The organism is Sphingobium agrisoli (assembly GCF_041877245.1).
GTDB lineage: Bacteria > Pseudomonadota > Alphaproteobacteria > Sphingomonadales > Sphingomonadaceae > Sphingobium.
In genome coordinates this window covers 94,239-117,657 of the sequence record NZ_JBHDJI010000011.1, presented here as the reverse complement: position 1 = coordinate 117,657, position 23,419 = coordinate 94,239, and the positions used below count along the sequence as shown (strand labels likewise).

Sequence of the window (23,419 nt, the reverse complement as noted above, 5' to 3'; positions counted from 1 at the left end):
TCACGTGCCTAAGGGGCGCGAAGGCTCTATCGATTAGGCGCCACGCCGACCGAGATCGACTGATAGCCTGACCAGGCTGGCGGTTCGAAAGCGATGGTTTTGACTGCGTCCGCGGGCTTGGCAGCGAGTGCGGCCACGTCCCTAACCCGGATTGCCCGAACCTCGTTTGAGAACATAACCAGCGTGTCGGCATCCAGCTTTGACAACTCGGCAATCACAGCTCCGGTAGCGACCTTGCTTGACCGCCCCCACAGGGGACTTGTTTCAACCGGATTATCGGCCCCCCAACTCGAAAAACGATGATGTATGATCTTCAACTCGTCGTTCGAAGGCTGTGCTGCTGGTGGGGTGGAAAGATATAGCCACCACAGGTAACCGGCCTCATCCAACGTGACCGGTGGTTGATTGTAGAGTTTCCCCAAGGCCAACAAGACGTTGGCATGATCACGGACGCTGGTTCCCAGCATGGATGCTCTGGTTTCGCGCGCAGCGATCCTGCCGGCCTGGATGGCATCGCGGCTCAGCGCCAGTATGTGGACTGGCCTGCAAAGGGCCTGATGATCGGTGAGGTGAAGGATTACGCTGTCAAATGTCCGAGGATCGGTCTTCAGCACCGCCGTTCGATGCTCAGACAGCGCGTCCATGGTGAGACTTCGGACGGCGTCGATATTGTCCGCGCCGAACAGGAAATGCTCTTCATATATGTCGATAGTTGCGCCCGCTGCTGCAGAACCTAATGCTATGTATTTCAGATAGTTTTGCAAAGTGTCCGGCTTGTCCGACAATAAAGCCAAGACCCCGCTAGTTAGCGTGACGAGGGGTGGCAGAGCGCTGCGCCCCAATCTCGCAAAGGTCTGGTGTCTGGATTTTGCCCAGAAAAAATCGTCACATCGCAATTGAGCCAATGCAAAGCCAGTCGTAAGCAGACGCCGTGCAGCAATGACATCGTCTGGCGCGGCTGCCGATGTACACAGCGCCCTATGGAACACCCTATTTATGCTGGTGTCGGATACTGCGATGGGACATGCGCCGTCGTCGCCCTTGTCAAGGCTGGCCCCTTGCGGCGTGACTAAAGATGATGGACCACTAAAACCCGCGCAACCACTTAAGCACAGCAAAATAGCTCCAGTCGTTAAAAAACGCATTCATCCGATCCCCCGAGCAAATATTGTCGGAAGTTAGAATGAATTTAGTTCATGCGCAAAGCTATTTTTGCTGTTACTGCGCCGTCCAGCCGCCGTCGATGCTCATATTGGCGCCGGTGATGTTGGCGGCGGCATCGCTGCACAGGAACAGCGCCATGGCGGCGACCTGCTCGACGGTCACGAACTGCTTGGTCGGCTGACCGGCAAGCAAGACGTCGTTCATCACCTGCTCACGGGTCATGCCGCGCGCCTTCATCGTGTCGGGAATCTGGTTTTCGACGAGCGGCGTCCAGACATAGCCGGGCGAGATGCAGTTGGCGGTGATGCCGTCGGTCGCGACTTCCAGCGCAACCGTCTTGGTTAAGCCGGCGAGGCCGTGCTTGGCCGTCACATAGGCGCTCTTGAAGGGCGAGGCGGTGAGCGAATGGGCCGAGGCGGTCTGGATGATGCGGCCCCATTTCTTCGACTTCATATAGGGAATGGCAAGCCGCGTGGTGTGGAAGGCGCTGGTGAGGTTGAGCGCGATGATGAGGTTCCACTTGTCGACCGGGAACTCTTCGACCGGGGCGACATGCTGCGTGCCCGCATTGTTGATGAGGATATCGACGCCGCCGAACGCGTCGGCCGCTTCCTGCATCATCGCCTCGATCTGATCGGCCTTCGTGAGGTCATGGCCGGAATAGAGCGCCTTGCCGCCCGAGAGCGCTTCCAGCCCGACCCTTTCCTTCTCGATCGCGTCCGCGTCGCCGAAGCCGTTGATGACGATGTTCGCGCCCTCGCCGGCCAGCGCCTTGGCATAGGCGAGGCCGATGCCCGAGGTCGATCCGGTGATGAGGGCGGTCTTGCCGGACAGGGTCTTGCTCATGCGGACTTCTCCTTGAGGTGATCGGGTGAATCGAGGTCGAAGGTGGAGCTTTTGCCGCTCAGGATATTGCGGGCAATGAGGTCGCCCTTGTGCATCACTTCCTCCACCGCTTCGCGGCCCTGGCTCCAGTGATCCAGCATGGTCGAGCGGGAGAATTCGAAGTCCTTCGCGCCGCTTTCCCAGTTGCGGGTGCGGTAGATCAGGTGAACAATGTTGACCGACCCCCGGTCCAGGCACTGTCGGAGCGCTTGCGCTTCCGGCGCGTCCTGAAGATCGGGCGGCAGTTTGTCGAGCAGCGCCTTGATCGCGCCATGCTCGCGGCGCAGGCGCAGATACTGGTCGGTCACCTGGCGGGTGCGGCTGCTATACTGAATGTCCTTCTGGCGCGAATAGACGTCGGTCATCTGGCGCGGCATCGGCCCTTCCGCAGGGAAAAGATCGACCTGGAACACCAGCATGTCCTCGCTCTGATGGTCGAGAACATGGGCGAGCGGAGTGTTGGAGACGATGCCGCCGTCCCAGTACCAGCGCCCGTCTATCTCGACCGGCGGAAGGCCCGGCGGCAGCGCGCCAGAGGCCATGATGTGGCGGGCGTCGATGCGCGTGTTGCCGCCGGGGCCGCGCGTGTCCCAATAGGCGAAGTTGCCGGTTTCCACATCCACTGCCCCTACTGAAAGGCGGACGGGGCCTTCGTTCAGCAGATCCCAGTCCACGCAGGCGTTGAGCGTTTCCTTGAGCGGGGCGCTGTCATAGAAGCTGATTGCGCCGGGCGAGCCTTCCGGCATCAGCACAGCGGGCCAGAGACGCGGGCGGAACATGCCCGGCACCCCGAAGCCGGCAACCACGCCAGCCGCCGTCAGATGCGCGACTTCGCGGACCGGATCGATATCCGGCAGGATGACATTGGGCATACCGCCCGAGACGGTGTACCAAAATTTCTTAAGCCGGCTGAGGCGACGATGGGGCGGGTTGCCGGCGATGATCGCGGCGTTGACCGCGCCGATCGAGATGCCCGCAACCCAAGTGACGTCGATCGCCAACTCGTCCAGCCGTTCATAGACGCCCGCCTGGAAAGAACCGAGCGCGCCGCCGCCCTGCAACAGCAAGGCGACTTCACGGGGAAGCGGGAGCGGGGTGCGGGCGCGGCGCGGCGGGCGCGGATCGGTATCTGCCATGTCGCAGTGCAATATAGGCTTTGGAGATGGCATTCCAATGTTAAGTCGCCGGCAAATTCATTGCGCGGCGGCAACCTTCGCGCGACTGGGCGGTTCCCCGATCGAATGGAATCGCCTAGGTAACGACCGGGACAAGGGAGGGCGCGATGCGGCTCGACGACGAACAGGAAAGCAGCCATTTCGAAGTGCAGGACGGCCGGGGCGGAGGCGGCTTCGGCGGCGGTCTGGGCGGCGGCTTGGGGATGTTGCTGCCGCTGATCGGCAGCCGGTTCGGCTGTGGCGGGATCGTGGTCGTGCTGGTCATCATGGTCGTGATGGGCATGAACCCGCTGAGCTTGATCGGCGGCGGTGGCAGTGGTCCGCAGGTGCAGACCGAGCGCCCGGCCACCAGCGAGCTCAGCGACGTTCAGCGCACTTCCCTCAAGGTGCTGGGATCGACCGAGCGGCGATGGGCCGACATCTTCAAGGCGGAGGGGCAGCAATATCCACCGCCGACATTGGTTTTCTACAAGCAGAACGGCCAGTCGGGCTGCGGCGCGGCGATGTCCGCCATGGGGCCATTCTATTGCCCGGCCGACCAGCGCATCTATCTCGATACCGACTTCTTCAACGAGATGAAGACGCGCTTCAACGCGCCAGGGGATTTCCCGATCGGCTATATCATCGCGCATGAGGTGGGCCACCATATCCAGACGATCACCGGTGAGGCCGACCGAATCCGCAAGGCGCAGCAGCGCGCCAGCGAGGCGGAGGGCAACGAACTACAGGTGAGGATGGAATTGCAGGCGGACTGCTATGCCGGAGTGTGGGCCGCTAGGGACGAGAATCTGATGGAGGCGGGCGATCTGGAGGAAGGTATGCGCGCGGCCGAAGCGATCGGCGACGATACGCTGCAAAGGGCGGCGGGGCGACGGCCGGTGCCGGAAAGCTTCACCCATGGGACGAGCGCGCAGCGGATGGAATGGCTGCGCAAGGGGCTATCGACCGGCGACCCGGCGCGGTGCGATACGTTCAAGGGGGCGATCTGAGCCGCGCTAGATTTCGGCGTTGGGAGAACCGGGGGGCGCGTCGGCTGGGTTCACCGGCATGGGTGCCGTGACGCTATCGGTTCCGCTGGTCGTCAGCATTGGTTCGCCCGCGCCTGACACCGGCTTTCCGGCGTCATTGGGGGCGCTGTAGGCAGGCGCCGCGGTCGGAGCGACCGGGACGACTGGCGGCGGCGTTCCGGGAGTCGGCGGCGCCGCGATCTGTTCGGCCGCTCCAAGCTGCTCGCCCGGCGGGGTCTGAGGTACGAAATTCTGGATCGCCATGACGATGAGCGGCGCGGCGATCAGCGTTCCGATGGCGAAGGTGCGATACATCATGGCCCTGGCTTTACGACAATATGCGAAGTTTCGGGCCGGAATTTACCCAAAAAGGGTAAACGAAACGCTGCGCTATTGATGCGCGTCAAGTTTTGACAGCAGCGCTATCATATCGTCGGGCAGTGCGTCGCGACCGGGCGCGAAAGTGGAGCGGAGCGCATTGCCGACCCCCTCATAGGGGTTTGGCAGAGCGATGTTCACGATCCGGGCGTTGCCGGTATCGCGCCCATTTGCCGATCGGCCAAAGGGTTTGCGCTGCATTTCCATAAGCCGATAACGGGTGAGGCGACCAAAAGTTTCTGGCCTTTGTCCCAAACGGGGGCGATAGGATCGATAACCGGAGCCCGGCGAGCGGAGGAGAGGCGTGATCGGGTGGACTGAAACAGAAGCGCAAATCCGGGGCCACTCGCCGTTTCTCTCGCGCGCGCTCGATCGCTATCCCGATGTTGCGGCGCTGCTGGCGGGCGGCGATTTTGATGCGGCGCTCCGGCGCGCGCAGGCGTTGGGCGGCGCGGACGAAAGCGTCGCTCGATCGCTGCGTCGGCGGCGCGGGGCGATCGCGCTGACGGTCGCGGCAGCCGATCTGGCGGGCGCGTGGAACCTTGATCGGGTGACGCGCACCCTGTCCGACTTCGCCGATCAGGCGCTGGAGGAAGCGCTGAGCGCCGCGATGCATGAACGCTATCCCGATGCTGATCCGGGCGGCTTCGTCGTGCTGGCGCTAGGCAAGCATGGTAGCCGGGAGCTGAATTATTCGTCGGACATCGATCCGATCCTGCTCTACGATCCGCGCACCATGCCGCATGGCGCGCGTGAGGATGCGGCCGACGCCGCCGTGCGGATCGGGCGGCGGGTCAGCGAATTGCTGACGACGCGCGACGGCGACGGCTATGTCTTTCGCGTCGACCTCCGGCTCCGTCCCTCGCCAGAGGCAACGCCGATCGCGCTGCCGGTGGAGGCGGCGATCGGCTATTATGAATCGACGGCGATGGGATGGGAGCAGGCGGCCTTCATCCGCGCGCGGCCGGCGGCGGGCGACATGGCGCTGGGCGACTATTTCCTGCGGCAGATACGCCCGTTCGTGTGGCGGCGAAGCCTGGACTTTGGCGCGATCGATGCGATCGTCGATATCAGCCGTCGTATCCGCGATCATTATGCCCAGGGGCAGGCGTTCGGGCCGGGCTATGATTTGAAGCGCGGACGTGGCGGGATACGCGAGGTCGAGTTTTTCGCGCAGGTGCATCAGCTGATCCATGGCGGACGCGATCCGGCGCTGCGGTCGGGCAATACGCGCGAGGCGCTGCGGGCGTTGGCAGTGGCGGGTGTGATCGAGGGCGAGGTCGCAGAGCGGCTGGACGACGCCTATGTGCTGTTCCGCACGATCGAGCATCGGTTGCAGATGGTCGAGGACCGGCAGACGCATGAGTTGCCTAAATCGCCGGGCGCGTTGGATAATGTGGCGCGACTGCATGGGCTCAGCGATGGGTCAGCGCTGCTCGACCTGCTGTGGCCGAAGGTCGAGTGGGTCGGCCTCAATTATGACCGGCTGACCCCGGACAAGGCCGACACGTCGCTGTCGCAGGATGAGGATCGGTTGAAGGCGCAACTGGCGGAGATGGGATTTGCCGACGCCGACACGCCGGTGGCGCGCATCGGGCGGTGGCGGAGCGGCACGATCCGGGCGCTCCGCAGCGCGCCTTCGCGCGAGGCGCTGGAAGCGCTGCTGCCGGGACTGATGCGGACGCTGGCGAAGGCGCCCGATCCCAGCCGGGCGCTCAACCGGCTGGACGATATGATCGCGCGACTGCCGAGCGCGATCAATTTCTTCAAGCTGCTGGCCGCGCGGCCGGCGTTGCTGGAACTGCTCGCCGAGATATTGAGCCATGCGCCGACGCTGGCCGACGCTCTGGGGCGGCGGGCGGAGTTGATCGACGGGCTGATCGACGCGTCGGCGTTCGATCCGCCGCCGGCGGTGCCGGCGCTGGCCGCGCAACTCGCCGCGCTGGAGCCTGGGGAGGATTATCAGGCGCTGCTCGACCGGGTGCGGCAGCGTGTGGGCGACCGGCGCTTTGCCTTGGGCGCGCAGATCATCCGGGGCGGCGATCCGCTGAAGGCGGGGCGGGGCTATGGCCGGGTCGCGGAGGCGGCGATCGAGGTGCTTGCCAAGGGCGCGGTGCGCGAGTTCGAGGCGGTGCATGGCCGCGTGCCGGGTGGCGAAATGCTGATCCTGGCGCTGGGACGGCTGGGCGGCGGGGTGCTGACCCACGCGTCGGACCTTGACCTCGTCTATCTCTTTACCGGCGATTTTGCGGCCGAATCCGACGGCGCAAAGTCACTGGGCGCGACGCAATATTTCAACCGACTGGCGCAGCGCATCACCAACGCGCTGTCGGTGGCGACGGCTTCCGGCCCTCTCTACGACGTGGATACGCGGCTGCGGCCTTCGGGGGCGCAGGGCTTGCTGGCGGTCAGCCTCGACAGTTTCGCGCGCTATCAGCGGGAAGAGGCATGGACATGGGAGCATCTGGCGCTGACGCGGGCGCGGCCGGTGTTCGGATCGGCGGCGGCGCGCGAGGCGCTGGCGGCGGTGCTGGAGGAGGTGCTGCAACGGCCGCGGGACATGGACGCGCTGGCGCGGCAGGCGGTGAAGATGCGCGGAGACATTGCCCGGCACAAGCCGCCGGCGGGCGATCTGGACGTGAAACTGGTGCCGGGTGGATTGGTCGATCTGGAGTTCCTGATCCATGTCACCCAGTTCCGGCATCGCATGGCCTTCCATCCCGACCTGTCGCTGGCGTTGGGTGAGTTGGTGCGGGCGGGACACTTGCCGCGCGATCTGATCGCCGCGCACGACCTCATCACCCGCTTCCTGATCGTATCGCGGCTGGTTTCCCCCGGGTCGACCGAGCCGCCCGAAGCAACGCGGCCGCTGGTCGCGCGCGCCTGCGGCGCTGACACTTGGGACAGGCTGCTTGCAAGCTATTCAGAGGCGCGGCAAAGCGTGGGTGAGGCCTGGGCTGCGCTCGCCGCGCCCTTCGAGGAGGAATGACCATGCTGGAACAGGGAGACGCGCTTCCCGCCGTCGCGCTGAAGGATGCGGACGGCGCGGACATTGCTTTGGACAGTTACCATGGCAAGCCGCTGGTGATCTATTTCTACCCCAAAGCGGATACGCCTGGCTGCACCAACGAAGCGAAGGATTTTACCGAGCAGCACGACGCCTTCGTCGCCGCCGGCGCGAGCGTGATCGGGGTGTCGAAGGACAAGCCGGGCAAGCTCAAGAAGTTCGCCGACAAATATGGGCTGCGGGTGATCCTCGCCTCCGACGAGGAGGGCGGGGCGTGCGAGGCGTTCGGCACCTGGGTCGAAAAGTCGCTCTATGGCCGCAAATATATGGGGATAGAGCGTGCGACGTTCCTGTTCGATACCGACGGCAAGGTCGCGAGGGTGTGGCCCAAGGTCAAGGTGAAGGGGCACGCGCAGGAGGTGCTGGAGGCGGTGCGGGCACTTTGAGCCTGTCTGGGGCCATCGATAGCGTGGGTGCTGCGTGCGTCCATGTGCTGACGACGCCCGATCCGGTGCCCAAGCTGATGGCAGCGCGGGCGGTGGCGCGGGCCTGGCGGCAGGGAGGCATGGCGCATCGCTTTGATGTAGCGATGCCCGATCGTCCTGCGCGTCCGCATGCGCCTGCGCTGCTGCCGCCCAATCAGATGCCCAAGCGCGGAAAAATGGGGTCGGAGCGCGCGCGGATCGCGATGCTCCATGCGCTCGCCCATATCGAGTTCGTCGCGATCGATCTGGCGTTCGACCTGATCGGGCGGTTCGGCGGCGAATTTCCGGTCGCCTTTACCGACGAATGGATGCGGGTGGGGGCGGAAGAGGCGATGCACTTCGCGCTGCTTGACCGGCGGCTGCGACAGATGGGCAGCCATTACGGCGCGCTGCCGGCGCATGACGGCCTGTGGGAAGCGGCGGAGGAGACCGGGCGCGATGCCCTTGCCCGGTTGGCGATCGTGCCGATGGTGCTGGAGGCGCGGGCGCTTGACATCACGCCTGGAACCGTCGCGCGGTTCGAAGCGGCCGGCGACGCCGTATCCGCCCGGATGCTGCGGCGCATCATGCAGGACGAGATTCGCCATGTGGCGGCGGGGACGAACTGGTTCGGCTGGGCGACGAACAGAGCGGGCGTTAACCCTGTCGAATCTTACCAAATCCTTGTGAAACGCCATTTTCGGGGCAGCCTGAAGCCACCGTTCAACGACTCGGCGCGTCGACAGGCCGGTTTGACTGAAGAATTCTACGCTGCGCTTGCAAGCTGAGCGGCAATTTGCAGTCTGCCCTCAGCGGGGGCGATCAAGGTCGCCAAAAGGTTAACACGGGAAGCGCCGAGAAACACAAGTTTCCGGTGACATAGTCGGGGTCTGCATGTCGGTTCTTCATACGAGTAATGCGCGCGGGTCGCTTCGGTTCCAGCCCGCCAAGATTTTCGCCAGCATCGGACTTTTCGGCGCGCTCTGCGCGGCCGCACCGGCGCAGGCCACCGAAAGCGACGATCCTTACGGCGACGCTTCGGAAATCAACACCAGCGCGCTCGGCCCGGCTGATGTCGGGTTCGCCAACCTTTTCTCCAGCCTCCAGCGGATGGACGGCAATGCGAAGACCGCCGCTTACATCCCCTCGGGCCGGCCGGTCGAGAAGCTGACCCTGACCTCCAATTTCGGCGTCCGGTCCGATCCGTTCAACCGCAGCGCGCGGATGCACAAGGGCATCGACATTCCGGGTCCGATCGGCACCCCGATCCACGCGACCGCCGATGGTATCGTCAGCCGTTCGGGCTGGGCCAGCGGTTATGGCAACCTGGTACAGATTTCGCACGGTAGCGGCATGGAAACGCGCTACGGCCATATGTCCAAGCTGCTCGTCGCCGAAAACAGCTATGTGCGGCGCGGCCAGATCATCGGCCTGATGGGGTCGACCGGCCGCTCCACCGGCAGCCATCTTCACTATGAAGTGCGCGTCGACGGCGCGGCGATCAATCCGCTGCCCTTCGTCGCTGGCCCAGATTATCTGGTGGCGATGAACACCAAGCCGCCGGTTGCCATGGGTGGCCCGACCGGCGCGCAGGAAAAGGCGGTCGACTGATCCTTCCGCATTCCGGTAGTTTGCAAAGGCTCGGCAGCAGTGCTTGCCGGGCCTTTTGCTTGACCCTATCTAGGGGGTATATGGCTGACATCGATCTTTCCCCCTCTGCTGCCGCGCGCGTAGCGGCTATCGCCGCCAAGCAGGGCAAGCCCGCCATCCTCCGCTTGTCGGTGGAAGGAGGCGGCTGTTCGGGTTTCCAATATCGGTTCGGCTTGGCTGATGGGATCGAGCCGGACGATGTCTCGGCCGAGCGCGATGGCGTCACCCTGGTGGTGGATGATGTGTCGATCGACCTCGTGCGGGGATCGGCGGTGGATTTCGTGTCGGACTTGGGCGGGCAGGCTTTCAAGGTGACGAACCCCAATGCGACTGCCGGGTGCGGTTGCGGCACGAGCTTTTCGGTGTAGAGCCCCATCCGTGCGGGCTGAACTTGCTTAAGCCCTTTAATTGCTGGAGAAGGTGGATCCTCGACAGGCTCAGGGCGGACAGGGTTAGTTTTTCATGCGCATCGCCACCTTCAACATCAACGGCATCAAGGCGCGGTTGCCCCGGCTGCTGGAATGGCTGGACGAGACGCGGCCCGATGTCGCCTGCTTGCAGGAGATCAAGACCAGCGACGAGACCTTTCCGGTGAAAGATATCGAGGATGCCGGCTATGGTGCGATCTGGCACGGGCAGAAGGGGTTCAACGGCGTCGCCATCCTGGCGCGCGGGGAGACCCCGGTCGAGGTGAGGCGGGGGCTGGAAGGCGAACCCGAGGATGAGCACAGCCGATATCTGGAAGCCGATGTGAAGGGCGTGCGGATCGCCTCCATCTATCTGCCCAACGGCAATCCGCAGCCTGGCCCAAAGTTCGACTACAAGCTGCGCTGGATGAAGCGGCTGCGCGCGCGGGCGGCTGAAATCTGGGCGGAGGAAGTGCCGGCAGTGCTGGCTGGCGATTATAATGTCATCCCGCGCGATGTGGACGTCTATTCGGTCAAGGCGATGGCCGACGACGCTCTGATGCAGCCGGAAAGCCGGGCCGCCTATCGCCGGATGCTGGGCGACGGATGGACCGACGCGATCCTGTCGCGCCATCCGGCGGGTGGGGTGTGGACCTTCTGGGATTATCAGATGAACGCCTGGCCACGTGATGCGGGTTTCCGCATCGACCATCTGCTGCTCAGCCCCGCCGCCGCCGACCGGATGATCGACGCGCAGGTCGACCGCGATTTTCGCGGGCGGGAAAGGGCCAGCGACCATGCGCCGACATGGGTGGAATTGCGGCCTGAATGATTGTCGTGGACAAAAGAAAGCCCCGGATCGCTCCGGGGCTTTTTGTTTTGGGTCGAGATTCTGTCAGGCGACCGCGAGGCGCGCCATTTTTTCGAGGCGACCGCCGGCGATCCGCATCATCGCCTTTTGCAGCTTCTCGAAAGCACGGACCTCGATCTGGCGAACGCGCTCGCGGCTGACGCCATAGACCTGGCTCAGTTCCTCCAGTGTCTTGGGTTCCTCGGCGAGACGGCGCTCGGCCAGGATATGCTTTTCCCGGTCATTCAGATCGGTCATCGCCTCGACCAGCATCTCATGACGCTGTGTCTTCTCCTGCTCGTCGGCGACGCGCTCGTCCTGGAGCGGATCATTGTCCTGCAACCAGTCCTGCCACTGACCCTCGCCATCCTCGCGCATCGGCACGTTGAGCGACGTGTCGCCGCCCATCGCCATGCGACGGTTCATCGACACAACGTCATCTTCCGACACGCCGAGGTCGGTCGCGATCTTGGTCACGTCCTCGGGGCGAAGATCGCCATCCTCGAACGCTTCGATGCTGTTCTTCATCCGGCGAAGGTTGAAGAAGAGCTTCTTCTGCGATGCCGTGGTGCCCATCTTCACGAGGCTCCACGAGCGCAGGATAAATTCCTGGATCGAGGCGCGAATCCACCACATGGCGTAGGTCGCCAGGCGGAAGCCGCGATCCGGCTCGAACTTCTTTACGCCCTGCATCAGGCCGATATTGCCTTCGCTGATGAGTTCGCTGACGGGCAGGCCATAGCCGCGATAGCCCATCGCGATCTTCGCCACGAGGCGCAGGTGCGAGGTCACAAGCTGCGCCGCAGCCTCAGGGTCCTGATGCTCCTGATAGCGCTTCGCCAGCATATATTCCTGCTCAGGCGTCAAAAGCGGAAATTTGCGGATTTCCGACAGATAGCGGTTGAGGCTGGCTTCACCGCCCAGCGCCGGAACCGCGGGGACATTGCTCCTGGCCATGTCGTCACCTTTCCCTTTCATGCGCGGCGGGACCCAGAAGAGGCGTCGCTGCGCCGTCGCAAAACTTGTCCAAAACTATACGTGAAGCTCGCTTAACAGTTCCTGCATGTCGGGGGGCAGTGCACTTTGGAACAGAAGGGGCTCGCTTGATACAGGATGTATGAACCCCAGCGTTTTCGCGTGCAATGCCTGCCTTTTGAAACCCAGCGTTTCCAGTATCGATTTGAAACCTTTTCTCTCTCTACCGTATAGCGGGTCACCAATCAAGGGGTGGCCGATATGCGCCATATGCACGCGAACCTGATGCGTACGGCCGGTTTCCAGCCGGCATTCCACCATGGCCGCGCCGCGAAGCCGGTCGGTCATCTGATAATGGGTGACGGCATGTTTGCCGCGCCCTTCCCGATGAACCGCCATCTTCTTTCGATCAGCGTCCGATCGTCCGATCCAGCTGTCCACCGTGCCGGTGGGGGGCAGGGGATGGCCATAGACGATCGCGGCGTAGAGCCTAGCGATGCTGTGGTCCTTGAACTGGCGGGCGAGGCCTTCATGAGCCTTGTCGGTCTTCGCAACGACCAGAAGCCCGGACGTATCCTTGTCGATGCGATGGACGATGCCGGGCCGCGCCACGCCGCCGATGCCGGAAAGCTGCCCGGCGCAATGGTGGAGCAAGGCGTTGACCAGCGTGCCGTCGAGGTTGCCGGCGGCGGGATGAACGACCAAGCCGGCGGGCTTATCCACGACGATGAGGTCGGCATCCTCATGCACGATCGTCAGCGGTATGTCCTGCGCCACCGTGCCGAGTGGGGTGGCTTCGGGCAGGGCGACGGTGAAGGACTGCCCTTCGGTCACCTTCATCGAGCCGCTGATCCGGCCCGGCTGCTCGCTGCGGACATGACCATCGGCGATCAGCGCCTTGAGCCGCTCGCGCGACAGATCGGGCAGAAGGTCGGCCAGTGCGCGATCCAAGCGAAGGCCGTGCTGGGCCTCGCCGATCGCTGCTTCGATGATGGAAACCCCCGAACCCATGTCCTACAGATGTAGGCATGCGGGTAGCGGTATCAAGGGCAGTGCTGGAACAGATAATGACCCTGTGCACTGGACGGGACGCGGAGGCGTGCGGGTTGTTGCTCGGGGTGGCGGGGCGGATCGAGGCGATCCTGCCGGCCGCCAATGTCGCGCCGGACCCTGCGCGCCATTTCGAACTCGACCCGGCCGTGCTGATCGCCGCCCATCGGGCAGCACGACGTGGCGGGCCGGTGGTGTTGGGTCACTATCATTCGCATCCTTCGGGCGTCGCGGAGCCGTCGTCGACCGACGCAGAAAGTTCGGCGCCCGATGGCAGTCTCTGGCTGATCGTGGCGGGCGGTGTGGCGCGTTTGTGGCGGGCAGAGCCGCATAGCGCGGTAAAGGCGCGGTTCACCGAAATTCCGCTCGACCATGAGTGACGGAAAGGCGGCGGACCGGGCTTGCATCGCGGGTCACGGAGGCGCATTAGCCCTTCATTCCCCTATCGATCCAATCCGGTGACACGCCACATAATGACCAATCCGACCGACAGCATCGAATTTGCCAGCCTGCTCTGCTCGCGGCTCTGCCACGACCTGTTGAGCCCGGTCGGGGCGCTCAACAACGGCCTCGAACTGATGGCGGACGAAACCGACCCGGACATGCGGGCGCGTTGCCTGGAACTGCTGGGCGACAGCGCACGGACATCGGCCAACAAGCTCAAATTCTTTCGCCTGGCGTTCGGATCGGCGGGCGGCTTCGGCGACGCGGTGCCGCCGCACGAGGCGCGAGTCGCGATCGAGGGCATGTTTTCCAGCGCCGGCCGGGTGAAAATCGGCTGGATGGTCGAGGAGCAGCTGCTCGACAAGCTGGCGGCGAAGATCCTGCTGAACCTGGCGCTGATCGCGGGCGATGCGCTGGTGCGCGGCGGGCAGCTCGACATCGGCGCGGAAACGCGGCCGGGCGTGACCGAGATCGTGGTGCGCGCCGAAGGGCCGAAGCTGGTGCTGGACCCCGACCTGCGCGCGGCGCTGGCCGGCACGCTGCCGATCGAGGGGCTGGCTTCGCGCACGGCGGCCGCTTGGATGGTGCGGCAGCTGGTGGAAGAGGTTCGCGGCGAGATCGCTTTGTCGCCGCCGGGCGAGCCGGTGTTGTTGTTCGGAGCGTCTATTCCCGACCGGGGGTAAACGCAGACCTGTGAGCTTAGATGTTGAGCTGAACTCTGGTTGTCTTTACCATGTGAGCAGCCTCCGGTCCTGGGCCTCATTCCCAGGGTAGCTGGAGGCAACTTTTCTTTTCCTGAAGCCTTTCCCAATGCTTTCGGCCGGCTGCACGTTTGGCAATGGGGAGTATCAGGCAGACATAAATTAAAAAAGGCCCGGCCGCATCGCTGCGACCGGGCCTCCTTCATTGCCTGAGAAAGGGTTCAGGCGCTGTAATACATGTCGAATTCGACCGGCGAGGGGGCCATTTCCCAGCGGTACACTTCGGGCCACTTCAGCTCGATATAGGCTTCGATCTGGTCCTTGGTGAACACGTCGCCCTTCAGCAGGAAGTCGTGATCGGCCTCCAGGCTGTTGAGCGCTTCGCGGAGCGAGGCGCAGACGGTCGGCACCTGGCTCAGTTCCTCGGGCGGCAGGTCGTAGAGATTCTTGTCCATCGCGGCGCCCGGATGGATCTTGTTCTCGATGCCGTCGAGGCCCGCCATCAGCAGCGCCGAATAGCAGAGATAGGGGTTCGCCATCGCGTCGGGGAAGCGGAATTCCACGCGCTTCGCCTTGGCGCCCGCGCCATAGGGGATGCGGCAGGAGGCCGAGCGGTTGCGCGCCGAGTAGGCGAGCAGCACCGGCGCTTCAAAGCCCGGCACCAGACGTTTGTAGCTGTTGGTGGTCGGGTTGGTGAAGGCATTCAATGCCTTGGCGTGCTTGATGACACCGCCGATAAAATAGAGGCACATGTCGGAGAGGCCCGCATAGCCGTCGCCGGCGAACAGCGGCTTGCCGCCGTCCCAGATCGAGATGTGGGTGTGCATGCCGCTGCCGTTGTCCTGCGCGATCGGCTTGGGCATGAAGGTCGCGGTCTTGCCGTAGGCCTGGGCGACGTTCCACACGACATATTTGTAGATCTGCATGCGGTCGGCGGTTTGCACCAGCGTGCCGAAGGTGAGGCCGAGTTCGTGCTGCGCGGCGGCGACTTCATGGTGATGCTTGTCGCAGGGCAGGCCCATTTCGAGCATGGTCGAGACCATCTCGGCGCGGATGTCGGTGCAGGGATCGACCGGCGCGACGGGGAAATAGCCGCCCTTGGCGCGGGGACGGTGGCCCAGGTTGCCGCCCTCATATTCCTTGCCGGTATTGGTCGGCAGTTCGATGTCGTCGATCTTGTAGTAGCTCTGCGAATAATCGTTTTCGAAACGCACATCGTCGAACATGAAGAATTCGGCTTCGGGACCGACATAGACGGTGTCGCCGAACCCGGCCGACTTGACGAAGGCTTCGGCGCGCTTGGCGGTCGAGCGCGGATCGCGGGCGTAGAGTTCGCCGGTGTCCGGCTCCACGATGTCGCAGAAGAGGATCAGCATCGGGGTCGCGCTGAACGGATCGACATAGACGGCGTCCAAGTCGGGCTTGAGGATCATGTCCGATTCGTTGATCGTCTTCCAGCCCTCGATCGAGGAGCCGTCGAACATCAAGCCATCGGTCAACTCATCCTCGCCCAGCACGCTCGACACCATGGTCAGGTGCTGCCACTTGCCCTTTGGATCGGTGAACCGGACATCGACCCACTCGATCTCCTTTTCCTCGATCATCTTCAGGATGTCTTTTGGCGTGTTGGCCATGTGCTCTTGCCCTTCTTTCGTAAGAAAGCCCCCCCGAAGGGGCCGTTTGACGTTGCCGACTTTCCGCCGCCTCTGTTGAGGCCGGCGGGGTGAAAGGATCAGATCGCGTCGCTGTCGCGCTCGCCCGTGCGGATGCGGACCGCGCCCTCGATATTGGAGATGAAAATCTTGCCGTCGCCGATACGGCCGGTCTGGGCAGCCGAGCAGATGGCTTCGACAACGCGGTCGGCCAGGCTGTCGTCCACCACCACTTCCAGCTTCACCTTGGGCAGGAAATCAACGACATATTCTGCGCCGCGATAGAGTTCGGTATGGCCCTTCTGCCGGCCGAACCCCTTGGCTTCAGTGACGGTGATGCCGGAAACGCCGACTTCGTGCAGCGCTTCCTTCACCTCGTCCAGCTTGAAGGGCTTTATGATCGCCTCGATCTTTTTCATCACTAACATTCCCAACCCATGACGCACGCCGTAGCAGCGGGAGCGACCCGCAGCCCATGTTCCTCGAAAGGCGGCCGTCATGCCCCCCGAAAGGCAAGCGCCGTCTCCCTTAACAATCAATTACCGTGCCAAATGGCGAATCGCTAGGACATGCTTTCGGCGATGCAGCAATCTTTGTCCATATTGCCCGCTTTCCGGGCAATGACATGGCTATCTGCCCATAATTTGAGCAGGACCGAGATCAGCCGGTATAGGGCGGGCAGTCGAGCCCGGCCGGGCTCTTCGTGAAGATCTCGCAGCCGGTGGCGGTGATGCCGATGCTGTGCTCGAACTGCGCGGATAGGGTCCGGTCGCGGGTGACGGCGGTCCAACCGTCGTCCAGTATTTTGACCCCCGGCTTGCCGATGTTGATCATCGGTTCGATCGTGAAGAACATGCCGGGCTTGAGTTCCGGCCCGGTGCCCGGACGGCCGACATGCACGACCTCCGGGCTGTCGTGGAACACGCGGCCGAGACCGTGGCCACAGAAGTCGCGCACCACGCCGTAGCGATGCTTTTCGGCGTGACGCTGGATCGCATGGCCGATGTCGCCGAGATGGTTGCCCGGCTTCGCCTGCTCGATGCCCAGCATCAGACATTCATAGGTGACTTCGACCAGCCGCTTGGCCTTTATCGAGGTTTCGCCAGCGATATACATGCGGCTGCTGTCGCCATGCCAGCCATCGACCAGCGGCGTGACGTCGATATTGACGATGTCGCCGTCCTTCAGGCGATAGTCGCCCGGGATGCCGTGGCAGATGACATTGTTGAGGCTGGTGCAGCAGCTATGGGTGTAACCGCGATAGCCGAGCGTCGCCGGAACGCCGCCGCCATCCAGCGTCATCCGGCGGACGATGTCGTCCAGTTCGCCAGTGGTGACGCCAGGCACGACATGAGGCACCAGCGCGTCGAGTATCTCGGCGGCGAGGCGGCCGGCTTTTCGCATGCCGGCAAAACCGGTCTCGTCATGCAGCTTGATCGCGGCGGATCGCGTTACCGGCGCGTCGGCCGTCATCGTCATATAGTCGGTCATCCTGCCCTTATAGGCATCGGGCGGGCATTTTGCGAGAGGCTGCTAGGCAGGATGAACAGCGCAGGCTATGGCCTCACGCCATGACCGACCCATCCCGCATCTGGACCGCAGCACTGATCGTGATCGGCGACGAGATTTTGTCGGGCCGAACCCAGGACAAGAACATCGCGCAGGTGGCCACGTGGCTCAATGTCCAGGGCATCCGCCTGCGCGAGGTGCGGGTGGTCCCCGACGTGACCGAAGCGATCGTCGAGGCGGTCAATACGCTCCGGGCGCGCAACGACTATCTTTTCACCACCGGCGGCATCGGGCCGACGCATGACGACATCACCGTCGATGCAATCGCCGAGGCTCTGGGGGTCGGCGTGGTCGTCCATCCGCAAGCACGGGCTGTGCTGGAACGTTATTATGAGACGCGCGGGGGCCTTACCGAAGCGAGGCTGCGAATGGCGCGGGTGCCCGAGGGCGCGAGCTTAATCGAAAACCGCATGTCGGGCGCGCCGGGCATCCGACATGGCAATATCTTCATCATGGCGGGCGTCCCGCACATCACCGCGGGAATGCTGGATCAGCTGACGGGGACGCTGGAGGGCGGCTTGCCGCTGCTGTCGCACACGATCGGCTGCTGGGTCGCGGAAAGCGAAATCGCCGAGTTACTGGGCGCGACCGAACGCGCCTATGACGGAGTGCAGATCGGCAGCTATCCCTTCTTCCGTGATGGACGGACGGGCGCGAATTTCGTCGTTCGCTCGACCGAGCCGGCGACGCTGAAGGCCTGCGTCGCCGACCTTGCCGCCGCGCTGAAGCGCGGCGGCTGGGCCGTCACCGACGGCGGTATTTAAAAGGGCTTACTTTGCCTCGGCCTTGAGGTAGGCAATCAGGTTCGCGCGGTCAGTGGCGTCGGGGATGCCGGGAAAGGCCATGCGGTTACCGGGCACCAGGCCGCTGGGCTTGGTGACGAAGGCGTCGATCGTCTTGGCGTCCCACTTGATCTTCGCCTTCTGCATCGCGGGCGAGTAGGCGAAACCGGCCTGAGTCCCCGACGTGCGGCCGAAAATGCCGGCAAGGTTCGGCCCCATCTTCTTGGGCCCCGGCTTGACGTCATGGCAGAGCGCGCACCGGGCGAAGACTGTCTTGCCCTTTGCGGCGTCGCCTGCCTGGGCGAGGACGGGCGTGGCGACGGCAAGGGCGGCAAGGGCAAAAAGTGCGGACTTGGACGCAAGCGATAAGTGCATGAACGAACCCTTTGGCAAAACGGCAATCGGAATGCGGCCTGATCGCCCTGATGGCCCCTAGCCCGCGCTGGCTGAATGGGAGTTTAAGCGTATCGACCTTCCGACGCCTGCACCTTTAGCCTGCTCGGCCCGCCGACAAAAGGGCGGAAACATAATTGCGACCTGCCGCGTTCCCCTCCCGCGCCGCTTTACCAGATACCAGACCCATGGCTTTCGGCGCGAGGAGGCAGATGTGGATCTTGGCCAGCAGCCGCACGTAGCGCCTTATTTCAGCCCAAGCGCGACCATGACCAATGAGCATGACCGCGCCTCCCGCGAGGAGATGGTGCGGCGGATTGCGCTGCTGGGCCATGGTCGGGTGGCGGGCGGCAATGGTCAACGGCCGACGTTTCTGGTGCCCGACGGTGTGCTGGACGCGGCCGAGGCCGCGAGCATCGGCGTGGGGCAGGAGGCACAGCTTTATGGCGGCGTTGTGCCGCATGGCTTCGTCGCCACGAAGATCATCACCCATGGAGTCGTGGCCGAAGGCGCGACCACACCGGCGGGCTGGTCCGATGATTTGGGCCGCGCGCTGAGCGGCAGCGTTCTTGCCGGCTTCTCGGTCTTTTCGGTGGCCGATGCACGCGCAGCCGGGCGGCTGCTGTTGGAACAGGGGTCGGCGCGGCTCAAGGATGTGGATGGCACCGCTGGGCGGGGCCAGACGGAAGTTGCCGACCATGCCGCGCTTGATGCCGCAATTGCCGATCGCGACCCAGCCGAAATCGCCGCGAAGGGGCTGGTGATCGAGGAGAATCTGGAGGGTGTCGTCACCTTCAGCGTTGGCGAAGTGCGGCTGTTCGGGCAGAGCATCGCCTACTGGGGTACGCAGCGGCTGACCATGAACAATCATGGCGAGACCGTTTATGGCGGGTCGCAACTGCATGTCGTGCGTGGCGGGTTCGACCGGCTGGCGCACGAGGAACTGGCCCCGGAATTGAGCGAAGCGGTGGCGAAAGCGATCGCATACGACCGGGCGGTGTTCGCCGCCTATCCGGGGCTGATCGCGTCGCGCCGCAACTATGATGTCGCGTTCGGCCGCAACATGCGTGGCGAGCGGCGGATCGGGGTTCTGGAGCAGAGCTGGCGGCCGGGTGGCGCGAGCGGGGCGGAGATCGCCGCGTTCGAAGCGTTTGCGCGCGATCCCTCGCGTGACAGCATCACCTGCGCGACGGTCGAGGTGTATGGCGATGTCGACGCCGCGCCGCCGCACGCGACGCTTTACTATAGCGGGGTCGATCCGGTCGCCGGTCCCATGACCAAATATGCAGTGGAGCAATGACGCAGACGCACGGACGGGTTTCGATCAAGGTCGCAGGCGAGCATCTCGACGGGACATTGCTGGCACCCGCCAAACTCATCCCCGGCGTATTGTTCATTCATGGCTGGGGCGGCAGCCAGGAACAGGACATGGTGCGGGCCGAGGAGATCGCGCAGCTGGGCTGCATCTGCTTCACCTTCGACCTGCGCGGCCATGCGCGGCTCGCTAACGAGCATAACATCGTGACCCGGAATGATGGATTGACTGACGCCATCGCCGCCTATGATTTTCTGGTGGCGCAGGATCAGGTCGATCCGTCCGCAATCGCGGTGGTGGGCACCAGCTATGGCGGCTATCTGGCAAGTCTGCTGACGGCGGAGCGGCCGATCAACTGGTTGGCGCTGCGGGTGCCTGCGCTGTACCCCGACAGCCATTGGGACGTGCCCAAGGCGCTGATCGACCGCGACGAGATCAACCATTATCGGGGCGCGCCGCGAACGCCGGCGGAGGATCGGGCGCTGGCCGCCTGCGAGCGGTTCACCGGGGACGTGCTGATCGTGGAATCGGAAAAGGACAGCTATGTCCCGCACATGGCGATCAGTTCCTACATAGGCGCCTTCCATCGGGCGGCTTCGCTGACGCACCGTATCATGAAGGGCGCGGACCATTCGCTACGCGACGAATCCTGCCGCCGTGCCTATAACCGGCTGCTGGTCGGCTGGGTCGAGGAAATGGTCCGCGGCGGCCGGCGCATCCCATGAAAAACGGCGCCGATGGCGGCGCCGTTCTCCTGTCTGTCGCCAGGTCGTCGCTGGCTCAGCGGTTGCTGACCGGCACGTAATCGCGCTGCGTTGGGCCAGTGTAAAGCTGGCGCGGGCGGCCGATCTTCTGCGCTGGATCGGAGATCATTTCGTTCCAATGCGCCACCCAGCCGACGGTGCGGGCAAGGGCGAAGAGCACGGTGAACATTTCGGTCGGGAAGCCGATGGCCGACAGGATCACCCCCGAATAGAAGTCCACATTGGGGTAGAGCTTCTTTTCGACGAAATAAGGATCGTTGAGCGCGATCTGCTCCAATTCCTTCGCCACGTCGAAAATGGGATCGTCGACGCCGAGCTTTTCCAGCACGTCCTTCGCGGTCTTCTGCATCACGGTCGCGCGCGGATCGTAATTCTTGTAGACGCGATGGCCAAAGCCCATCAGGCGGAATGGGTCGTCCTTGTTCTTGGCGCGGGCGATATATTCCGGGATGCGATCGACCTTGCCGATTTCGCGCAGCATGTTGAGCGCGGCTTCGTTCGCGCCGCCATGCGCCGGACCCCAGAGACAGGCGATGCCGGCCGCGATGCAGGCGAAGGGATTGGCGCCCGACGAACCGGCCAGACGCACGGTCGAGGTCGAGGCGTTCTGCTCATGATCGGCGTGGAGGATGAAAATCTTGTCCATCGCATCGACGATCACCGGATCGACGACATATTCCTCCGCCGGGACCGAGAAGGTCATGCGCAGGAAGTTGGCGGTGTAGCTGAGGTCGTTTCGCGGATAGACGAACGGCTGGCCGACCGAATATTTATACGCCATCGCCGCAATCGTCGGCATCTTGGCGATCAGTCGATGGCTGGCGATCTTGCGCTGCTCGGGATCGTTGATGTCGGTCGAGTCATGGTAGAAGGCCGACAGCGCGCCGACCACCCCGCACATGATCGCCATCGGATGCGCGTCGCGCCGGAAGCCGCGATAGAAGGTGGTGAGTTGTTCATGCACCATCGTGTGGCGCGTGATCGTGCGGGTGAAGTCCTCCAGTTCTCCAGCCGAGGGCAGATCGCCGTTCAGCAGGAGATAGCAGACCTCCATGAAGCTTGACTGTTCGGCAAGCTGGTCGATCGGATAGCCGCGATGCAGCAGGACGCCCGCGTCGCCATCAATATAGGTGAGGCCGGAATCGCAGCTGGCCGTCGAGGTGAAGCCGGGATCATAGGTGAACATGCCGGTATTGGCGTAGAGCTTTCGGACGTCGATCACCTGCGGCCCAACGCTTCCGTCCAGGACGGGATAGCTGTGCGAGGCCTCTCCGATCGTCAATTTGGCATTGCTATCCGACATATTGTTCTCCTTGTGTGCCATCAACCGGCCGTTGCGTGCCCTGCAGCGGCTAGTCGTTCCAAGCTTTCCTTTTTTCCGAGCAGGAAAAGGACATCGAAAATACCCGGCGAGGTTGTACGGCCGGTGAGCGCCGCGCGGAGCGGCTGCGCAACCTTGCCCAGCCCCAGGCCGGCATCCTCTGCCACGCGGCGTATCGATTCCTCGATCGCTTCGACCGTCCAGGACGGAACGGTCGCGAGAGCGTCGGCTGTTTTGCCCAGCAACGCGCGTGCGGAGACGTCTAGCAGAGCCGACGCCTTCTCGTCAAAATCCAGAGGACAATTTTTGAACAGAAACTCCGCGCCCTCGGCAATTTCGTTAAGCGTCTTGGCCCGGGGCTTGAGCGAGGGCATCGCGTCGGTCAGGGTCGCGCGCTGATCGTCGGTGAGGGTGAGGGCGAGGCGCGCCTCCACCCGAGGCGCGACGAGGGCGGCGAGCCGCGCGTCGTCCGCCTCGCGCAGATAATGGCCGTTAAGATTTTCCAGCTTCTTGACGTCAAAGCGCGAGGGCGAACGGCCGACGCCGTCGATGTCGAACAGTTCGATCGCGCGCGCGACAGGAATGATCTCCTCGTCGCCATGGCCCCAGCCCAGGCGCAACAGATAGTTAAGCACCGCTTCGGGCAGCATCCCCATCTCGTCGCGATAGGCGTCGACGCCGAGCGCGCCGTGGCGCTTCGACAGCTTAGCGCCATCTGACCCGTGAATCAGGGGAATGTGGGCATAGGTAGGCTCTTCCCAACCCATCGCGCGGATGATGCTGAGCTGGCGGAACGCATTGTTCAAATGATCGTCGCCGCGGATCACATGGGTGACGCCCATGTCATGATCGTCCACGACGACCGCCAGCATGTAAGTAGGCGTGCCGTCCGAGCGGAGCAGGATCATGTCATCCAGTTCGCTGTTCTGGACGACGACGCGGCCCTGCACTGCGTCCTCGATCACGGTCTCGCCCTCGCGCGGCGCCTTGATGCGGATGACGAAGGGGGCGCCGTCTGGCGCTTCGCCGGGATCGCGGTCGCGCCAGCGCCCGTCGTAGCGCAGCGGCTGCTTGGCCGCGCGCTGCTGTTCGCGCAGGTCCGCCAGCTCCTCAGGCGTGGCGAAGCATTTATAGGCATGGCCGGTCGCGAGCAGCTGGTTGGCGACCTCGGCATGGCGCGGGGTACGTGCGAACTGGAACACCGGCGGCTCGTCGCCGGCCAAGCCCAGCCATTCGAGGCCGTCGAAAATTGCTGCGACTGCGTCCTCGGTGGAACGGGCGCGGTCGGTATCCTCGATCCGCAGCAGGAAGGTGCCGCCATGGTGGCGCGCGAACAGCCAGTTGAAGAGCGCAGTGCGTGCGCCGCCAATATGCAGATAGCCAGTGGGCGACGGAGCGAAACGGGTCACCACAGCCTTGTTCATTCCCGTTGCACTTCCCGTCATATTCTTTGACATTCGTCCTGC

At 63.7% G+C, this 23,419-nt stretch carries 24 protein-coding genes; 12 read left to right on the top strand and 12 right to left on the bottom strand.

All coding sequences use genetic code 11. The annotated features are described in order from the left end of the window. Nucleotides 1-26: 26 nt before the first annotated feature. The 3 genes from ACETPF_RS16840 to ACETPF_RS16830 all read right to left on the bottom strand — a co-directional run bounded on the left by ACETPF_RS16840 (nt 27) and on the right by ACETPF_RS16830 (nt 3,185). Complete coding sequence (locus ACETPF_RS16840; protein ID WP_373935706.1) at nt 27-1,145, bottom strand: hypothetical protein; 1,119 nt, start codon at nt 1,143-1,145, stop codon at nt 27-29. 73 nt (nt 1,146-1,218) lie between these two features. Then, nucleotides 1,219-2,010, bottom strand: coding sequence for a 3-hydroxybutyrate dehydrogenase (locus ACETPF_RS16835; RefSeq protein WP_373935705.1), 792 nt, complete (start codon nt 2,008-2,010; stop codon nt 1,219-1,221). Continuing rightward, nucleotides 2,007-3,185 carry a patatin-like phospholipase family protein gene (locus tag ACETPF_RS16830; RefSeq protein ID WP_373935704.1) on the bottom strand — a complete coding sequence of 393 codons (1,179 nt, stop codon included), beginning with the start codon at nt 3,183-3,185 and terminating at the stop codon, nt 2,007-2,009. The genes ACETPF_RS16835 and ACETPF_RS16830 overlap by 4 nt, the downstream gene beginning before the upstream one ends. Nucleotides 3,186-3,331: 146 nt before the next feature. Between ACETPF_RS16830 and ypfJ the strand changes: the two genes are divergently transcribed. After that, the gene (ypfJ, locus tag ACETPF_RS16825) at nt 3,332-4,213 is read left to right on the top strand and encodes a KPN_02809 family neutral zinc metallopeptidase (protein WP_373935703.1); all 882 of its coding nucleotides are present in this window, start codon (nt 3,332-3,334) and stop codon (nt 4,211-4,213) included. A gap of 6 nt (nt 4,214-4,219) precedes the next feature. Here the strand turns inward: ypfJ and ACETPF_RS16820 are convergent, their stop codons facing one another. Continuing rightward, nucleotides 4,220-4,549, bottom strand: coding sequence for a hypothetical protein (locus ACETPF_RS16820; protein WP_373935702.1), 330 nt, complete (start codon nt 4,547-4,549; stop codon nt 4,220-4,222). Nucleotides 4,550-4,913: 364 nt separating this feature from the next. Here ACETPF_RS16820 and ACETPF_RS16815 point away from each other — a divergent pair, with 364 nt between their 5' ends. The 6 genes from ACETPF_RS16815 to xth all read left to right on the top strand — a co-directional run bounded on the left by ACETPF_RS16815 (nt 4,914) and on the right by xth (nt 10,969). Then, nucleotides 4,914-7,598, top strand: a complete 2,685-nt coding sequence (locus ACETPF_RS16815) for a bifunctional [glutamine synthetase] adenylyltransferase/[glutamine synthetase]-adenylyl-L-tyrosine phosphorylase (protein ID WP_373935701.1) — start codon at nt 4,914-4,916, stop codon at nt 7,596-7,598. A gap of 2 nt (nt 7,599-7,600) precedes the next feature. Continuing rightward, the gene (gene bcp / locus ACETPF_RS16810; RefSeq protein WP_373935700.1) at nt 7,601-8,062 is read left to right on the top strand and encodes a thioredoxin-dependent thiol peroxidase; all 462 of its coding nucleotides are present in this window, start codon (nt 7,601-7,603) and stop codon (nt 8,060-8,062) included. Continuing rightward, a complete protein-coding gene (locus ACETPF_RS16805) occupies nt 8,059-8,868 on the top strand; it encodes a ferritin-like domain-containing protein (protein WP_373935699.1) in 810 nt (269 codons plus the stop codon). Before bcp ends, ACETPF_RS16805 begins: the two co-directional genes overlap by 4 nt. 106 nt (nt 8,869-8,974) lie before the next feature. Next, nucleotides 8,975-9,691: a M23 family metallopeptidase gene (locus tag ACETPF_RS16800; protein ID WP_373935698.1), complete on the top strand. Its 717-nt coding sequence runs from the start codon at nt 8,975-8,977 to the stop codon at nt 9,689-9,691. A gap of 80 nt (nt 9,692-9,771) precedes the next feature. Beyond that, nucleotides 9,772-10,098, top strand: a complete 327-nt coding sequence (locus ACETPF_RS16795; protein WP_373935697.1) for a HesB/IscA family protein — start codon at nt 9,772-9,774, stop codon at nt 10,096-10,098. Between the two features lie 94 nt (nt 10,099-10,192). Continuing rightward, a complete protein-coding gene (xth, locus tag ACETPF_RS16790; protein WP_373935696.1) occupies nt 10,193-10,969 on the top strand; it encodes an exodeoxyribonuclease III in 777 nt (258 codons plus the stop codon). A 63-nt stretch (nt 10,970-11,032) separates the two neighbouring features. Here xth and rpoH read toward each other — a convergent pair whose 3' ends face one another. Together rpoH and ACETPF_RS16780 are read right to left on the bottom strand one after the other, a co-directional pair. Continuing rightward, nucleotides 11,033-11,944, bottom strand: coding sequence for an RNA polymerase sigma factor RpoH (rpoH, locus tag ACETPF_RS16785; protein WP_373935695.1), 912 nt, complete (start codon nt 11,942-11,944; stop codon nt 11,033-11,035). A gap of 75 nt (nt 11,945-12,019) precedes the next feature. Further along, nucleotides 12,020-12,973, bottom strand: a complete 954-nt coding sequence (locus ACETPF_RS16780; protein ID WP_373935694.1) for an RluA family pseudouridine synthase — start codon at nt 12,971-12,973, stop codon at nt 12,020-12,022. Nucleotides 12,974-12,990: 17 nt separating this feature from the next. Between ACETPF_RS16780 and ACETPF_RS16775 the strand changes: the two genes are divergently transcribed. Both ACETPF_RS16775 and ACETPF_RS16770 read left to right on the top strand, forming a co-directional pair. After that, nucleotides 12,991-13,392, top strand: a complete 402-nt coding sequence (locus ACETPF_RS16775) for a M67 family metallopeptidase (RefSeq protein ID WP_373935693.1) — start codon at nt 12,991-12,993, stop codon at nt 13,390-13,392. Between the two features lie 93 nt (nt 13,393-13,485). Then, complete coding sequence (locus ACETPF_RS16770; protein WP_373935692.1) at nt 13,486-14,139, top strand: histidine phosphotransferase family protein; 654 nt, start codon at nt 13,486-13,488, stop codon at nt 14,137-14,139. A 239-nt stretch (nt 14,140-14,378) separates the two neighbouring features. Here the strand turns inward: ACETPF_RS16770 and glnA are convergent, their stop codons facing one another. The 3 genes from glnA to map all read right to left on the bottom strand — a co-directional run bounded on the left by glnA (nt 14,379) and on the right by map (nt 17,300). After that, a complete protein-coding gene (gene glnA / locus ACETPF_RS16765; RefSeq protein WP_373935691.1) occupies nt 14,379-15,791 on the bottom strand; it encodes a type I glutamate--ammonia ligase in 1,413 nt (470 codons plus the stop codon). Nucleotides 15,792-15,889: 98 nt separating this feature from the next. Further along, entirely contained in the window at nt 15,890-16,228 is a 339-nt protein-coding gene (locus tag ACETPF_RS16760) for a P-II family nitrogen regulator (RefSeq protein ID WP_155179550.1), read from the bottom strand. 241 nt (nt 16,229-16,469) lie between these two features. Then, nucleotides 16,470-17,300, bottom strand: coding sequence for a type I methionyl aminopeptidase (map, locus tag ACETPF_RS16755; RefSeq protein WP_373935690.1), 831 nt, complete (start codon nt 17,298-17,300; stop codon nt 16,470-16,472). Nucleotides 17,301-17,380: 80 nt separating this feature from the next. On the opposite strand from map, the gene ACETPF_RS16750 reads away from it, so the two are divergent. Then, nucleotides 17,381-18,142: a competence/damage-inducible protein A gene (locus ACETPF_RS16750; protein WP_373935689.1), complete on the top strand. Its 762-nt coding sequence runs from the start codon at nt 17,381-17,383 to the stop codon at nt 18,140-18,142. A 6-nt stretch (nt 18,143-18,148) separates the two neighbouring features. Here ACETPF_RS16750 and ACETPF_RS16745 read toward each other — a convergent pair whose 3' ends face one another. Continuing rightward, entirely contained in the window at nt 18,149-18,535 is a 387-nt protein-coding gene (locus tag ACETPF_RS16745) for a c-type cytochrome (protein ID WP_373935688.1), read from the bottom strand. 232 nt (nt 18,536-18,767) lie between these two features. Here ACETPF_RS16745 and ACETPF_RS16740 point away from each other — a divergent pair, with 232 nt between their 5' ends. Both ACETPF_RS16740 and ACETPF_RS16735 read left to right on the top strand, forming a co-directional pair. Then, entirely contained in the window at nt 18,768-19,853 is a 1,086-nt protein-coding gene (locus tag ACETPF_RS16740) for a DUF3182 family protein (RefSeq protein WP_373935687.1), read from the top strand. Then, complete coding sequence (locus tag ACETPF_RS16735) at nt 19,850-20,593, top strand: alpha/beta hydrolase family protein (RefSeq protein ID WP_373935686.1); 744 nt, start codon at nt 19,850-19,852, stop codon at nt 20,591-20,593. The genes ACETPF_RS16740 and ACETPF_RS16735 overlap by 4 nt, the downstream gene beginning before the upstream one ends. 55 nt (nt 20,594-20,648) lie before the next feature. Here ACETPF_RS16735 and ACETPF_RS16730 read toward each other — a convergent pair whose 3' ends face one another. Both ACETPF_RS16730 and gltX read right to left on the bottom strand, forming a co-directional pair. Beyond that, nucleotides 20,649-21,935: a citrate synthase gene (locus tag ACETPF_RS16730; protein ID WP_373935685.1), complete on the bottom strand. Its 1,287-nt coding sequence runs from the start codon at nt 21,933-21,935 to the stop codon at nt 20,649-20,651. Nucleotides 21,936-21,955: 20 nt separating this feature from the next. Beyond that, a complete protein-coding gene (gene gltX / locus ACETPF_RS16725; protein WP_373935684.1) occupies nt 21,956-23,377 on the bottom strand; it encodes a glutamate--tRNA ligase in 1,422 nt (473 codons plus the stop codon). Nucleotides 23,378-23,419: the final 42 nt, after the last annotated feature.